General features: G+C 62.3%; 13 protein-coding genes and 1 pseudogene. 2 read left to right on the forward strand and 12 right to left on the reverse strand.

What is annotated here, in order from left to right; translation table 11 throughout:
* Window positions 1-145 precede the first annotated feature (145 nt).
* The 5 genes from AC1DSG_RS17745 to AC1DSG_RS17765 form a co-directional block, all read right to left on the reverse strand.
* A complete protein-coding gene (locus tag AC1DSG_RS17745; RefSeq protein ID WP_477792047.1) occupies window positions 146-3,244 on the reverse strand; it encodes an error-prone DNA polymerase in 3,099 nt (1,032 codons plus the stop codon).
* Complete coding sequence (locus tag AC1DSG_RS17750) at window positions 3,220-4,635, reverse strand: Y-family DNA polymerase (RefSeq protein ID WP_477792048.1); 1,416 nt, start codon at window positions 4,633-4,635, stop codon at window positions 3,220-3,222. The genes AC1DSG_RS17745 and AC1DSG_RS17750 overlap by 25 nt, the downstream gene beginning before the upstream one ends.
* 7 nt (window positions 4,636-4,642) lie before the next feature.
* Window positions 4,643-5,260 carry a translesion DNA synthesis-associated protein ImuA gene (gene imuA, locus AC1DSG_RS17755; protein ID WP_477792049.1) on the reverse strand — a complete coding sequence of 206 codons (618 nt, stop codon included), beginning with the start codon at window positions 5,258-5,260 and terminating at the stop codon, window positions 4,643-4,645.
* Window positions 5,260-5,877, reverse strand: a complete 618-nt coding sequence (gene lexA, locus AC1DSG_RS17760; protein WP_477792050.1) for a transcriptional repressor LexA — start codon at window positions 5,875-5,877, stop codon at window positions 5,260-5,262. The genes imuA and lexA overlap by 1 nt, the downstream gene beginning before the upstream one ends.
* 167 nt (window positions 5,878-6,044) lie before the next feature.
* Complete coding sequence (locus tag AC1DSG_RS17765; RefSeq protein WP_477792051.1) at window positions 6,045-6,962, reverse strand: LysR family transcriptional regulator; 918 nt, start codon at window positions 6,960-6,962, stop codon at window positions 6,045-6,047.
* 103 nt (window positions 6,963-7,065) lie between these two features.
* On the opposite strand from AC1DSG_RS17765, the gene AC1DSG_RS17770 reads away from it, so the two are divergent.
* Both AC1DSG_RS17770 and AC1DSG_RS17775 read left to right on the forward strand, forming a co-directional pair.
* A complete protein-coding gene (locus AC1DSG_RS17770; RefSeq protein ID WP_477792052.1) occupies window positions 7,066-8,808 on the forward strand; it encodes an amidohydrolase in 1,743 nt (580 codons plus the stop codon).
* Window positions 8,809-8,916: 108 nt separating this feature from the next.
* Window positions 8,917-9,654 (forward strand): TorF family putative porin, encoded by a 738-nt coding sequence (locus tag AC1DSG_RS17775; RefSeq protein WP_477792053.1) that lies wholly within the window; start codon window positions 8,917-8,919, stop codon window positions 9,652-9,654.
* Between the two features lie 107 nt (window positions 9,655-9,761).
* Here the strand turns inward: AC1DSG_RS17775 and AC1DSG_RS17780 are convergent, their stop codons facing one another.
* The 7 genes and pseudogenes from AC1DSG_RS17780 to AC1DSG_RS17810 form a co-directional block, all read right to left on the reverse strand.
* Window positions 9,762-10,052 (reverse strand): DUF971 domain-containing protein, encoded by a 291-nt coding sequence (locus AC1DSG_RS17780; RefSeq protein ID WP_477792054.1) that lies wholly within the window; start codon window positions 10,050-10,052, stop codon window positions 9,762-9,764.
* On the reverse strand, window positions 10,049-11,011 hold the full coding sequence (locus AC1DSG_RS17785) for a HEAT repeat domain-containing protein (protein WP_477792055.1): 963 nt from the start codon (window positions 11,009-11,011) through the stop codon (window positions 10,049-10,051). The genes AC1DSG_RS17780 and AC1DSG_RS17785 overlap by 4 nt, the downstream gene beginning before the upstream one ends.
* Complete coding sequence (locus AC1DSG_RS17790) at window positions 11,008-11,856, reverse strand: ABC transporter ATP-binding protein (RefSeq protein WP_477792056.1); 849 nt, start codon at window positions 11,854-11,856, stop codon at window positions 11,008-11,010. Before AC1DSG_RS17790 ends, AC1DSG_RS17785 begins: the two co-directional genes overlap by 4 nt.
* Entirely contained in the window at window positions 11,856-12,638 is a 783-nt protein-coding gene (locus AC1DSG_RS17795; RefSeq protein WP_477792057.1) for an ABC transporter permease, read from the reverse strand. The genes AC1DSG_RS17790 and AC1DSG_RS17795 overlap by 1 nt, the downstream gene beginning before the upstream one ends.
* Before the next feature lie 142 nt (window positions 12,639-12,780).
* Window positions 12,781-14,187, reverse strand: a complete 1,407-nt coding sequence (locus tag AC1DSG_RS17800) for an ABC transporter substrate-binding protein (RefSeq protein WP_477792058.1) — start codon at window positions 14,185-14,187, stop codon at window positions 12,781-12,783.
* Window positions 14,188-14,433: 246 nt separating this feature from the next.
* Entirely contained in the window at window positions 14,434-14,679 is a 246-nt protein-coding gene (locus AC1DSG_RS17805) for a 4Fe-4S dicluster domain-containing protein (protein WP_477792059.1), read from the reverse strand.
* 25 nt (window positions 14,680-14,704) lie between these two features.
* Window positions 14,705-15,159, reverse strand: a pseudogene (locus tag AC1DSG_RS17810) (fumarate reductase/succinate dehydrogenase flavoprotein subunit); the annotation flags it as partial.

Here is a 15,159-nt window from a genome sequence, read left to right on the forward strand (position 1 = left end):
GCTCSTCAGCTGCTACAGGGTGGGTGGTGGGGATTTGTAGCAGCTGWCGAGCAACGCGAGGCTGCGTCTGCTTTCTACCTGAAAGAACTCAATTGCCGGGTTTGCGAAGGCTGCGCAGCGGTCRTCAATAGCCCTTCGACACAGGTCAGCGAAAATCCCGGCTGCGCACGCTGATGCCGTCGAGCAATGCACTCAGGTCGCTCAAGCGTCCGGCAATCAGGTGTCGAACTTCGCCTTCCTTTTCCCAGCGGCCATCGACCTTGAGCAATTGCGAGCCGACCAGCACCTGGCGTTGCCTTTCCGCCAAGTCGCGCCAGACCACCACGTTGACGTTGCCGAACTCGTCTTCCAGGGTGACGAAGGTCACGCCACTGGCGGTACTCGGCCGTTGCCGACCCGTCACCAGTCCCGCGACGCTGACCGGGCGCCCGTGTTCGACCGCCATCAGTTCTTGCGAACTGCGGCAGCGCCGGGCTCTCAGTTCACCGCGCAGTAACGCCAGGGGATGCGGGCCGAGGGTGGTGCCGACACTGGCGTAATCGGCTTGCAGGTCTTCGCCGACGGCGGGTTTGGGCAACGCCACGGCGTCCTCTTCCTGACGCGGCAGGCCGGCAAATAAACCGAGTTGCTTTTGCACCCCTGCCACCTCCCAGCGCGCCCGATGCCGGTCACAGGCCAACCCCCGCAGTGCACCGGCATCGGCCAGTTGCTCCTGGGCGCGGGCGTCGAGGCGCGCACGTTCGCCGAGGTCGGCGATGTCGACAAACACCCCACGCGCGCGCGCCGCTTCGATACGCCGGGCATCGTCTTCGCGAAAGCCCTTGATCATCCGCAACCCCATGCGAATCGCCGGTTGTGCGCCGGTCATCGGCTCCAGGCTGCAATCCCAGTCACTGGCGCGCACATCCACCGGACGAATCTGCAAATGATGCCGGCGCGCGTCCTGGAGAATCTGGTCCGGGCTGTAGAACCCCATCGGCCAGCTGTTGATCAGTGCACAAGCGAAGGCCGCCGGTTCGTGACATTTGAGCCAGCAACTGGCGTAGGTCAGCAAGGCGAAACTGGCGGCGTGGGACTCGGGAAACCCGTAGCTGCCAAAGCCTTTGATCTGCTCGAAGATCTGCGCGGCGAACTCGGCCGTGTAGCCGTTTTTCTTCATCCCGGCGGCCAGTCGATCCTTGTGCGGTTCCAGCCCGCCGTGGCGTTTCCAGGCCGCCATGGAACGGCGCAACTGATCGGCCTCGCCGGGGCTGTAGTCGGCGGCGACGATGGCGATCTGCATCACTTGCTCCTGGAACAGCGGCACGCCGAGGGTGCGTTTGAGCACCTCCCGCAACTCTTCGGAGGGATAACTTTCGAGTTCTTCCTTGTTTCGGCGGCGCAGATACGGATGGACCATGCCGCCCTGAATAGGGCCGGGGCGAACGATGGCCACCTCGATCACCAAATCATAAAACTTGCGCGGTTTGAGCCGGGGCAACATCGACATTTGTGCCCGGGATTCGATCTGGAACACACCAATGGTGTCGGCCCGGCCAATCATGTCGTAGGTGGCCGGGTCTTCGGACGGGATCGTCGCCAGGCTCAGGTCAAGGTTCCGGTGGCGACGCAGCAGATCGAAACAACGGCGGATCGCGCTGAGCATGCCCAGCGCCAGAATATCCACTTTGAGCAACCCGATCGCGTCCAGATCGTCCTTGTCCCACTGAATGATCGTGCGCTCGGCCATGGCAGCGTTTTCCACCGGCACCAGGCTGTCCAGGGGCTGCTCGGAAATCACGAAACCACCGGGGTGCTGGGACAAGTGCCGGGGGAAGCCGATCAGCTGTTGCGTCAAGCTCAAGACCCGGCGCAGCACCGGGCTTTCGGGGTCGAATCCGCCTTCCAGCAGGCGTTCCACGGGCGGAGTGGCATCACTCCAGTGACCGCAGCAATCGGCCAGGGCGTTGATCTGATCCGGCGGCAAACCCAATGCCTTGGCCACGTCACGCACCGCGCCGGCCGCATGGTAGGTGCTGACCACCGCCGTCAACGCCGCGCGCCTGCGACCATAGCGCTGAAAGATGTACTGCAAGACTTCTTCGCGACGCTCGTGCTCGAAGTCCACATCGATATCCGGCGGCTCGTTGCGCTCCTTGGAGAGAAAGCGTTCGAACAGCATGTTCATCCGGTCCGGGTCGATCTCGGTGATGCCCAAGGCGAAACACACCGCTGAGTTGGCCGCCGAGCCTCGGCCCTGACAGAGAATTTTCTCGCGCCGGGCGAAGGCGACGATGTCCTGCACTGTCAGGAAGTAGCTTTCGTAGCCCAGCTCGGCGATCAGCCCCAATTCCTTGTTGATCAGCCCGCGCACCTTCTCGCTCGCCCCTTGGGGCCAGCGTTCGCGAATGCCGCGTTCGGTCAATTCACGCAGCCAGGAATCGGCGCTGTGGCCTTGCGGCACCAACTCCCGTGGATACTGATAACGCAGCTGCCCAAGGTCGAAGGTGCAGCGCCGGGCAATGGTCAACGTTTCATCGAGCAAGGCTGGCGGGTAGATCGATTGCAAAACAGCCAGGCTGCGCACATGCCGCTCGCCATTGGGGTGAAGACGCAGCCCGGCTTCGGCCACCGGCAGGTGATGACGGATGGCAGTCATGGTGTCCTGCAAGGCCCGTCGGCCACGGGTGTGCATGTGCACATCGCCACTGGCCACCGCTGGAATCCGCAACTCCCGCGCCAGGCTCAGCAACGCCTCCAGACGCCGGGTATCGTCCTGGCCGCAATGCAACTGGACGCTCAGCCACAGGCGTTCGGCGAAGGTCTGTTGCAGCCACTGGCCCTGCTCAAAGTCATCGACCGTGTCCGGCGCCCACAACGCCAACAGCCCCGGCATCGGCTCGCTGAAATCTTCGCGCAGCACCTGATACTGGCCTTTCTGCGTACGGCGTCGTGCCCGGGTAATCAGCCGGCACAGGGTCTGGTAACCCTCAAGGTTCTCCACCAGCAGCACCAGTTTCGGGCCGTTCTCGATGCGGATTTCGCTGCCGATAATCAGCGGCAGCTCCACCGACTTGGCCGCTTGCCAGGCCCGGACGATGCCGGCCAGGGTGCATTCGTCGGTGATCGCCAGCGCCTGATAGCCGTGTTTTTTCGCCCGTTGAAAGAGTTCGAGGGCACTGGAGGCGCCACGCTGGAAGCTGAAGTTCGACAGGCAGTGCAACTCGGCGTAGTCAATGCTCATGCGAACCAGCCTTGCAGCCACAGCGGACCGCCCTCACCCACCGCCCGATAGGCCCAGCCCTGTTGGCCGGAACGGGTTTCGATCAGGTAGTAATCACGGCGCACGTCGGCGCCGTCCCACCAGCCGGATTCAATACGCTCCGGCCCCATGAGGATGCGGGTCGAGCCTTCGTGGATCGCCTGAGGTTCCGTCAGCAACCAGCCCGGACGCTGCACACCCGGCAACCCCGCGCAGAGTTGACTGTCAACCCGCGCCTGCCACGCGCATTCCGGCCGGTGATCGGCCTGGAAGCGCAAACCATGCACCGCCTCATCGCCGAGCCGCGCGCGCAAGCGTTCGCGCAGTTGCTCCCAGGGCAAGGATTGCTGCGGGCGGTCATCGAACAGTTCCTGATACTGCGGCACGAAGCTCGGCAAGTCTTCGGCACACAGCCGAAAACCGCGCACCGGGGCTTCGACCTGAACCTGTTCCAGTCGCCCCCGGGCCAGTTCGAAGAGCATGGCCGGATCGCGTTCGGCGCTGAGCAGGCCGACCTTGATCACCGAGTCCGGCAAGCCGGCATGCTCCAGATGCAGATCGAAACGCTGCACGCCGCTGTCCCGACCACAGAGAAAGGCCGACAGATCACCGGTCAACCGGCGCAGCGGAAACAGCAGCGCCTGATGGGATTGCACATCGAAATTGAGCTCGATGCGCACGTCGAAACGGTCCGGCGGCAGGTAGAACGCCAAGGCCAGTCGCCGCGCCCCCGTCAACGCGTCCAGATGCTTGAGCACCTGGGCTTCGAAACGCCGGGCCAGACTCTGTCGCGGCAGCGCCTGCACCTGGCTCAAGGTGCGCAAGCCCATGCGCGACAACGCCGTGGCCACCACGGGCTCCAGGGCGATCCGGTCGACGGGCAACTGCCCGAGATGGTGCTGCAAGGCGTCGTTGTCCGGCACCACCAGCCCGTCATACACGTTGGCCAGCACCCGCGCGGCCACCGGGTTGGGCGCAGCGACGATCCGATGGCGAAAACCCAGTTCGCCGAGCTCGGCGCGCAACCGCGCTTCGAACGTCGGCCACGGCCCGAACAAGCCCAGGCTGGATTCGATTTCAAACACCACGGCACGCGGGTAATGCACGCTGACCTGAGAGCTGAACCGGTAGGCCCACGCGGCGAGAAACTGCTGCCAATGCTCGATCTCCGCGGCGTCGTATTCGGCCGTGGCAAAGCCTTTGCTCAAGGCCTGGGCGGCGGTCATTGACTGCCCCGGACGCAAGCCCAGCGCCCGCGCCGACGCGTTGACCGCTTGCAATACCCGGCGCTGCGCCGGGCCGGTCAGCAGCGCCAGCGGCTCATCGGGATCGGGGCGCTGACGCAGCACCGCGTCCAGCGCCAATTGCGGGAAAAGAATACAGACCCAGCGCATGGCAACCTCAATGCCCCACGGGGAAGGCAATCGGCGCCGAACGCGCCAACCCTCCCCGGCACTTGAGCACGCGCAATTGCGCAGGTTTGGCATCGATGGCGATGCGCAGGGCAGCGGGCGAAGGGTTGATGGCTTCATGGATCGAGCGGTAGGCGAACGCCAGGGTCGAGCCGGTTTCCGCCGCCACCTGCAAACGGCGCAACGCCCGGTCATCGGCCTTGTGCGGCCAGCACAGCACCGCACCGCAACTGCCGGAACGCAGGCATTGTTCAGCGGCCCACAAGGCATCCCGCTCGCTGGCCTGGATAATCGACAACTGGCGCAGATCGACCCCGGCGCTCTGCCACGCCTGGGGATACGGCACGTAAGGGGGCGCCACCAGCACGATGCGTTCACCTGCCGCCGACAATCGCGCCAGCGCCGGCCACACCAGTTGCAATTCGCCGACGCCCTGCCCGGCCAGAAGGATTTCGGTCAGCGCCGCTTCCGGCCAGCCACCGGTAGGCAACGCCGCATCCAGCGCGGCATGCCCGGTGGGTTGCGGGCTGACGGCCGGGGGCGCAGGCCGGCCCTTCCAGACCTGGCCTCCATTGAACAGCGTATCCAGCGCAACGACGGCGCCCATCACCCTTGCCTCACCAGACCGCAGAACACCCCTTCGATAGCGAGGTCCTGACCGGGTTGAACGATGATCGGCTGATACGCCGGGTTGCGCGGCAACAGGCGAACCGTATCGCCGGCCCGCTCGAAACGTTTGATGGTGACTTCGCCGTCGAGTCGCGCCACCACGATCTGGCCATTGACCGCTTCCGGGTTGCGCCGCACGCCCACCAGATCGCCGTCGAGAATGCCGTCCTCGATCATCGAGTCGCCCTGAACCCGCAGCATGTAGTCCGGCACCCGCGAGAAGATCGACGGATCCAGCAGCAACCGGCTGTGCACCTCGGCATCGGCGCCGATCGGCGCACCCGCCGCGACCCGGCCGAGCACCGGAATGTCCAGCAACTCGGGCCGCGCCGGTTGCCCGAGCAAGCGAATGCCCCGAGCCTGATGGGGATTGACCTCGATGAAACCGGCTTCGGTCAGCGCCAGCACATGCTTGCGCGCCACGCTGCGGGAGGCGAAACCGAACGCCTCGCTGATTTCAGCGAGGCTCGGGGACTGGCCGTGCTCCGCGATTCGGTCGCGGATAAAGGTCAGGATGGCGGTACGGCGGGGAGTTAAAGTCGTCATGGAGTACATTTGTACTCTTTTGGCATTTTCCTGACAAGGACTTGTAGCAGCTGTCGAGCAGCGCGAGGCWGCGTCCGCGGTTTGCCTGATAGAACCCGGTTGCCGGGTTTGCGACGGCTGCGCCGCCGAACGCWGCCTCGCGCTGCTCGACAGCTGCTACAGGGGCCGTGGGATCATCAGTTCAATCCGCGGGACGCCAGAAACCCTGCGATGTAATCGATAAACGCCAACACCTTCGCGGTCGCCCGTCGGTGGCTCGGGTACACCGCCAGAATGTGCGGGCCGAAGCTGTCCGGATCGATGTCGTAGTCAGCCATCACCTGCACCAGCCGACCATCGGCTATGTACGGAGCGGCGCTCCACAGCGGTGTATGCAACAAACCACGACCGGCCAGTGCGTTAGCCAGCAGCAGGTCGTAATTGTCGCTACGCAATCGCGGGTGTTGCGGCTGTGGCAGGCTCAGGCGTTGCCCGTCGCGCTCGACCCACCAGAATTCGCGGCTGAGCAATGGATGGCGGTACAGCAGCCATTCGTGGTCATCGAGGGTGTTCGGGGTGACCGGCAATGTTTTGCGCGCCAGATAAGCCGGGCTGCCGCACAACGCCAGACGATTGCTGCCGACCACCCGAGCGATCAGCCCCGGCAAATCATCGTGGCCTTCGCGCAGGGCCAGGTCGTAGCCGCTTTCCAGCAGATTGACGAATTCATCGCACAGGTCCACCTGCAGGTTGATCTGCGGGTATTGCTCAAGAAAACCGCCACACACCTGATCGAGAAACGCCTGCCCATAGGCCAGCGGCGCGGTGATTTTCRGGTTGCCGCGCAGGCCATGCTGCAACTGCTCGATTTCCTCGCCGGCCTCCTCCAGCCGCTGCAACACCTGGCGCGCGGTTTCCAGATAGAGCCGCCCGGATTCGGTCAGTAGAATCCGCCGGGTGCTGCGCTCGAACAAGCGGGCGCCAAGTTCGGCCTCCAGGTGATTGACTGCTTTGGTCAGGGCCGACGGGGTCTTGCCCAGTTGCTCGGCGGCGCGGCTGAAACTGCCCAGTTGCGCCGTGACCACGAACATTTTCAACGCACTCAACTTGTCCATACTTTTTCCATTCCGGCAAAAACGTTTTTCGTGAGGAAGGCGTTCTGCTGCGCACCAGCAGCCACTAATCTGGCCATCAGACGCAATAACAAGGAAACATTYAATGAAAAGATTCATTCCGAATCTCTTGATGGCCGCTGTTAGTTTTGCCTCGATGGAAGCCATGGCAGCCACCGATCTGGTGCTGATCAATGGCAAGATTTTCACCGCCGACCGTGCCCAACCGAAGGTGCAGGCGCTGGCGGTACAGGACGGCAAGGTGCTGCAAGCCGGCAGCGATGCACAGATCAAAGCCTTGATCACGCCGCAAACCAAAGTGGTGGATCTGGGCGGAAAAACCCTGATGCCCGGCCTGATCGACACCCATTCCCATGCGATTTTCGGCGGTCTGGAAATGGTCGTGGCCAACATGGAAGACGAGGTGGTCGACCTCGACGAACTGGAAAAACGCCTGCGCGGCTGGCGTGACGACGGCAAGGCCAAACACGGCGATGTGCTGACCATCGCCGGCATGAGTTCGGTCTACTGGGCCAAGGCCGAAGAGCTGGGCAAAAAATTCAACAACGGTGAATGGGCCGACGTGCCTGTGGTGTTCACCGGCAGYGACCACCACACAGCCTGGGCCAACGACTTCATGCTCAAGCGTGCCGGGATTGATGCCGCGCTGCTCAAATCATTGCCCGCCGCCGAAGTCGACACCATCGGCAAACGGGCCGATGGCACCCCCAATGGTTTCCTGGTTGACGCTGGTTGGGACCGGGTGTCCTCGAAAATGCCCGTGCCGAGCACCGCCGAGATGCTCAAGGCCGCCCAATCGGCTGTGCGCTACAACAACAGCGTCGGCATCACGGCGTGGATGGACCCCGCCGCCAATGCCGCCCCCGGCGAACCGCTGTTCGCGCTCAAGCCCACGGAGAAAACCGTCGGTGTGCTGCCGGCCTATAAAGCGCTGGCTGAAACCGGTGGCATGAGTGTGCACGTGGCGGCCTTGCTGGTGGCCAACTCAAAAAGCGTACCGGCTGACCTCGATACGCTGGACAAGGTTCGCCAACAATTTCAGGGCATCCCGAACCTGACCCTGCCGGGCGTCAAGATCTTCGCCGACGGCGTGATCGAATTCCCGGCCCAGAGCGCGGCGATGATCGACCCTTACAGCAACTCGCACAAACAGGGCGAATTGCTGATTGATCCGAAGCATTTCGGTGAACTGGTCAGCGCCATCGACCAGCGCGGCTGGCTGGTGCACATCCATGCCATCGGCGACCGTGCTGTGCGTGAGTCGCTGAACGGCATCGCCCAGGCGCGCAAGGATCGCCAAAGCGGCGTGACGCACTCGATCACCCACCTGCAAATCGTCAACCCGAAAGAATTTTCCCGATTCAAACCGCTGGACGTCATCGCCTCGATGCAACTGCTGTGGGCTTCGGCCGACGACTACACCACGGACATGATCAAGCCTTACGTCAGCGCCCTCGCCTTCCGCTATCAATACCCGGCGCATTCGCTGCTCAAACAGGGCGCGACCATCGCGGGTGCCAGTGACTGGCCGGTGTCTTCGCCCAACCCATGGAATGCYATGGCCCAGGCCATCACCCGCATCGGGCCGCTGGGCGTACTGAACATCAAAGAAGCCGTGGATCGCGAAACGATGTTCTACGCCTACACCCTGAACGCTGCGCGCACCATCGGCCTGGAGAAGCAAATCGGTTCGCTCAGCCCTGGCAAACAAGCCGATTTTATCGTGCTGGACCGCGACGTATTCACCGTCGACAACAAGGCCCTGAGCGACACCCAAGTGCTGCAAACCTGGTTCGCCGGGCGCGAAGTCTACGCACCGACCCTCTAATAAAAATCTGCTGAACCCGCTGCCAGACCCCGCGTTCAACGCCGGGGTTCGGCGCAGCCTTGCGCAAAAACTGCCCCATACAACAATCACAATATCGGGACTTTACTCATGAAAGCTTTCACCCTGTTCGCCCTCGGATCCCTAAGTCTGCTGCCGTTGAGCAGCCAGGCCATCGTCCTGAATGATGACTTTTCCGTGCTGGTGGACCTGAACCTGGCGAGTGATTACCGCTCCCGAGGCATTTCGCAAACACTCAATGACCCCGCCATGCAGGCCGGCGCGACCCTGGCTCACAGCACGGGTCTGTACGTGGGTGCCTGGACTTCGAACGTCGACTTCGGCGGCGGCCTGAAAACCCGTCAGGAAATCGACTACTACGCCGGTTGGCTTTGGGAAGCCACCGAGGACGTCAATCTGGACATTGGCTATCTGCGATACACGTACCCGAAAGAAAGCCAGTTCAATCAGAGCGAGGTCTACGGCATTCTCAGTGTCTACGGGGTGAAGTTCGGTGCGTACTACTCCGACGATGCGCCGGGCATCGAGAGCAAGCAAAACTCGCTGTACAGCTATGTCGGTTACGAAACCCGATTGCCTTACGACACCGGCCTGAAACTGCGCTACGGCAACATGGACTTCAAGGATCCGCACCTGTTCTCAAGTTCAGGCCAGGCCGAGGATTCGTACCGCGAATGGGAAGTCAAACTGACCCACGAACTGACCGGGGTGCTGCTGGGCCTGGCCTACGTCGACACTGATCTGTCGAAAAGCCAATGCACCAGCAACTGGGGCTACGACGACGTGTGCAGCGCCACCGTGGTGGCGAGTGTCAGCAAATCCTTCTGACCACACAGATCCCCTGTAGGAGCGAGCCTGCTCGCGATGGCGGACTTATATTCAACATTGATGTTGGATCTGATGGCCTCATCGCGGGCAAGCCCGCTCCCACAGGTTTATGAGGTGGGTTCGGGGGTGAGTTGTGCCAGGTAGGGCCAGGGATAGATGCCGCGTTCGTGGCCGTCGCTGAAGATCAGTTGCAGACCGTAGCCTTGGGCATTCAACTCGACCACGCGAATGCGCGGATCAACTTTTACCGTCAGCCCTTGCAAGCGAAACGCCCGGCATTGCGAGCACGGGCACTGACGCCGCAACTCAGCGTGCCCCAGCCTCTGCTCACGCCCATCCGGCCAGTTCAATCGCAGTTGCTGTTTACCTTGGGAATTACCCACTGCCACCGGGTTCATTGCAGCTGACTCAAGGCGATGCGCACGGCTTTGCGCACTTCCGGGTCGCCGTCGTCTTGTGCAGCCTGCAAGGGGGCGATGGCATCCTTGTCGTTCAATTCGCCGAGGGCCAGCGCAGCTTCCTTGCGCAGGTTGCTGATGCGGTGGCCCAAGGTTTCGATCAAGGCTTCAAGGGCCGGGGCGTAATGCAAACGACCGAGGCTGCGAGTGGCGCGCAGGCGGACTTGCCAGTAATCGTCGCTCAAGGCGTCGATCAGTGCGGGACCCGCGTCAATGTGGCCGACTTTGCCCAACGTGGTCGCGGCTTCTTCGCGCACTTGCCAGGCATCGTCTTGCAAGGCCTGACGCAGCGCTGGCAGCACTTGAGCGTCAGAGGCCAGACCGAGGGCGCCGGTGGCGGCGCGGCGGACTTCAGTGTCGGGATCGGCGCTGGCCAATCTCGCCAAATCCGGTAACGCATCGAGCTGTTTGAGCCAGCCAAGTACACCAACAGCTTCGCGACGGACGTTGGCGTCTGCATCGTTCAACGCGGCTAAAGCGGCAGCGGCGGCACCAGGAAAACGCAACTCACGCAACGCCCTGAACGCAGCAATGCGCACGCTGGCCTCGGCATGCCCGGTCCACGGCAGAATCACCCGACCTGCCGCCTCGCTCTTGAGCAGACTAAGACTTTGCGCAGCCGCCGATTGCACGGCCAACGAGGGATCAGTCAGCGCCTGGCACAGCGCTTCGACCACGGCTTCTTCCTCCCAGGCTTCAAGTAAGCGTGCGGCTTCTGCGCGGACTTCTTCGGTCGGATCTTCGGTCAGTCGGTTGACCAGCCACAACAAGCCGTCCGGCTCTTCGAGGTCGGCCAGTTCAATCAGGGCAATGCGGCGCACACCAGGATCGTCATCGGTCAGGCGCGGTTGCAGGGCGAGAATGTCGTCGTTATCGGTTACATCGAATAGTGAGGTCATAGGGCAAATCGCGGCAGTTTGTTTTCAGGGGGAAGTCCGAGGGGGTTCAGGCGCGGTAACTGCCGACCGTCTTCGTGACGCAGTAGTTCGAGGCAATGACGCTTCAAGCGGGAGAACTCATGGCTCGTCACCAGTTCGGTGGTGCGCGGCCTTGGGAAGTCGAGGCGCAAGTCTTCGATGATCCGGCCGGGGCGCGAACTCATGACCAGCAGGCGATCCGCGAGGAACAACGCTTCGTCGATGTCATGGGTGACGAACACCACGGTGGTGCGAATCCGCGTCCAGATGTCCAGCAGCAGTTCCTGCATGTTCAACCGGGTCAGCGCGTCAAGGGCGCCGAAGGGTTCGTCCATCAGCAGCAGGCGCGGACGGTTGATCAGCACCCGAGCGATTTCCACCCGTTGCTGCATACCGCCGGAGAGCTGGTCCGGCCAGCGCTCGGCAAAACCTTCGAGGCCCACCAAGGCAAGGATTTCATCGGCAGCCTTGTGGCGTTCGGCTTTACCCATGCCACGCATCTTCAATCCGAAGGCAACGTTGTCGCGCACGGTTCGCCACGGGAACAGCGTGTGGTGCTGGAACACCATGCCGCGTTGCGGCGACGGTCCCGAGACCTGCGCACCATCGACTTTGAGGCTGCCGGAGCGCGGTTGCAGATGCCCGGCCAGCGCGCCGAGCAAGGTCGATTTGCCGCAACCGGACGGCCCGAGAATGCACACGAACTGCCCCGCTTCAATCTGGCAATCCAGACCTTGCACGGCTTCGAAGGCTTGCGGGCCTTCACCGAGAACGATGGACAACTGGCGAATATCAATCCGCCCTTCCGGGGTTTGCATCACGCTCATCAGGCTTTTCCTCGTGGTCGGTGCCACGGCGTGAACAGCCCGCCGAGACGTTTGATCAGCAGGCTGCTGCCCATCCCGAGTACGCCGATCAGCAACATGCCAACGACGATGTCGGCGTAGTTCTGAATGGTGTAGGACTCCCAGGTGTAATAGCCGATGCCGTATTGGCCGGAGATCATTTCCGCCGTCACCAGGCAGAACCATGAAGTGCCCATGCCAATGGCAAGACCGGTGATGATGCTCGGCGCGGCGCCCGGCAAAATAACCTCCAGCAGAATCGCCCGCCGCCCTGCCCCGAGGCTTTTGGCCGAGGCGATCAGGCGTGGGTCGACGCCTTCGACGCCGTGCACGGTGTTGAGCAGGATCGGGAACAGCGCGCCGGTGAAGGTGATGAAGACCATCGACAGTTCCGAGGACGGAAACATCAGGATCGCCAGCGGAATCCAGGCAACGGCGGGGATTGGCCGCAGGACTTCCAATGGCGGCAGCAGCAAGTCCTCGGCCCATTTCGAACGGCCGATGGCCAGGCCCAGGCCGATGCCGATGATCAGTGCCGCGAGATAACCGGCGAAGACCCGACTTAGGCTGCTGCTCAGATGCTGGGCGAGCTTGCCAGAGTCGCCGAGGCCCAATGCGGCCTGGATGACGGCCACTGGCGTCGGGACGTTGGCGAAAGTGACCAGGCCGAGGTTCCAGTGACCACTGGCGGCGAGTTGCCAGAACAGCAGACAGAGCAGCAGCGATGCGGCCCTGGGGATCCAGCGTGCATAGGATCGGTACACAATTCTTCCTCTCAACCGAGATCCCTGTGGGAGTGAGCCTGCTCGCGATAGCGGACTGACATTCAACATCGATGTCGACTGACCCACCGCTATCGCCGGCAAGCCGGTCTCACTCCTACATTTGACCGAGGTGTCTGTGGGATTAGCGGACGGCTACGGCCTGGGTGGTGGCTTCGCTGAAGTCGAAGACCTTTCCGCCCTGGGCCGTGGCGAATTGTTGGGCCTGGCCTTTGAGCAGGAAGACGCTGAGCTGCCCTTTCGCATCGCTGGCAAACCACGCCTGATCCGCCAGCAACTTGATCCCGCTGTCGCTGGCCTGGGCATACACCGCGCGGATGTTTTTGCCTTCCGACTTCAACCCGGCCAACGCGGTAAACGCCGCTTGCGCCGAGGCGTACTGCCGGACTTTCGGTTCGCCGCGCACCCAGATTTCCGCCACATGGCTGAAGTCAGTGATCGCTTTACCACTCGCCGCATCCACCGCTGTCAAAGGCGTCTGTCCGTAGTTGGCCAGTTGCGCGGTGTAATCCAGGTTCGAGGCCTTGAACGCGGCACGGATGTATTGATCGTCGATAAAGGTATTGAGATCGAGACCGCGATCAGCCTTCTTCAACAGCTTGAGGGTATCGATGGCGGTGCCCACCGCCTGACGGTATTCCGGCTTCCAGCTCAGGTCGCGGGTTTGCACGCCGAGCGGACCGTGGAACAGGTAATTGACCTCGGCGTCGACGCCGGTGACCTTGGCGATCAGTTCGCTGTATTTCTCAGGTTCCGCTGCCAGCAACTGGTTGGCTTCGATGCTCGCCCGCAGATAAGCGACGACGATTTCCGGGTACTTCTTCGCGTACGCCTGATCCACCAACGCGCCGTGGAAGGTCGGCGCGCCGGCCTGGGCACCGTCGTAAATCTTGCGAGCGAAACCACGGCTCGGGAACAGTTCGGCGAACGGCACGAAGTCGGCATGGGCGTCGATCTTCCCGGCCTGCAACGCGGAGCCTGCGACTTCTGGCGGCTGGGCGATGATGTTGACGTCTTTGAGCGGATCCCAGCCTTGCGCAGCAACGGCTCGCAGCAACATGCCATGGGCCGTCGAGGCGAACGGCACGGAAATGGTCTTGCCTTTCAACTCCGCCAATGACTGCACACCCGATGCACTCGGCACCACGATGCCGTTGCCGCTGCCCTTGATGCTGCCCGAGAGCACACTGATGAACAGGCTGTGCTTGCCGGCGGTTTCAAACGCCACGCCGTTGAACGATCCGGGGAAATCGGCCATGGCACCGAAGTCGAGTTTGCCGGCGACCATCTCGTTGGTCAGCGGTGCGCCGCTGGTGAAGTTTTTCCACTCCACTTCATATCTAGCGTCTTTGTATTGGCCGTCGTGGGGCAAGTATTTGTCGAGCAGACCGAGTTCACGAATCAGCAATCCGCCGGCGGCACAATTGATGGTGGTGTCCTGGGTGCCGATGGCAATGCGGATGGTTTCGGCGGAGGCCGACAGGGTGAATGAGGCCAGTACCAGACCGGCGAATGCTGCACGCAATAACATGGGTATCCCCTCGAATCATTTATAGGATGTTCGTCTCCGCCACGATCAGGGCGTGGTGGGAAACGAGGGGTGGTTTGAAGCTGGCGTCCGGTGTTGCCGGATGGCTTTAGGTTGTTTGGGCTGGCCTCATCGCGAGCAGGCGAGCTCCCACAGGTTTCCTGGTGTACACAAGATTTTCGGTTTGCCTTGATCCACTGTGGGAGCGGGCTTGGTCTGGGCGGCATACCGACGATGGCGTCCTGTCACTCAGCGCAACAGGTAAGGGATTTCGACTTTCACCGCCCCGGTCGGGCAGTCCTTTTCACAGGGCATGCAGTACCAGCATTCGTCGAACGCCATGTAGGCTTTCTGCGTGGCCGGGTTGATCGCCAGCAGGTCCATCGGGCAGACGTCGACGCACACGGTGCAGCCTTTGTGGGCGATGCAAAGATCCTCGTCGACCGTGACCGGTGCGTTGGAACGAAAGAAGATTTCCTGGGGTTGATAGGACATTGGGCAGTCTCTCTTTTAGTCAGGCTCAGGCGGCAAAGGCACCGACCCGCAACCGGTCGTAGGCCAGCATTTCTTCGGCGTCGAGCGGAATGATGTAAGGCTCGACGGCTTTCTTGAAACTGGTCATCTGACCGTCATCCCCCTTCTTCAAGTGGCAATGGCAGAACCAGTCGCTGTCGTTGCGTTGCGGGTGATCGACCCGATAGTGGTAAAGCCCCCAACGGCTTTCGGCGCGGAATAATGAGGCGCGGGCGGCCATTTCGGCGCAGTCGCGGATCATGCTGACTTCCATGGCACGCATCAGTTCGTGGGCGTTATGGGCCTTGATCTGATCGAGGTCGCGCTGGATATCGCTGAAGCGTTGCAGGCCGATCTGCATCTTCTTCGTGACTTTCGGCGGTTGCAGGTAATCGTTCACAAAGCGCCGCAGCTTGTACTCGACCTGAGCCGGTGGCAGCCCGTGTTCGCGGTCCAGTGGTG

Source organism: Pseudomonas sp. P5_A12, from assembly GCF_056400685.1.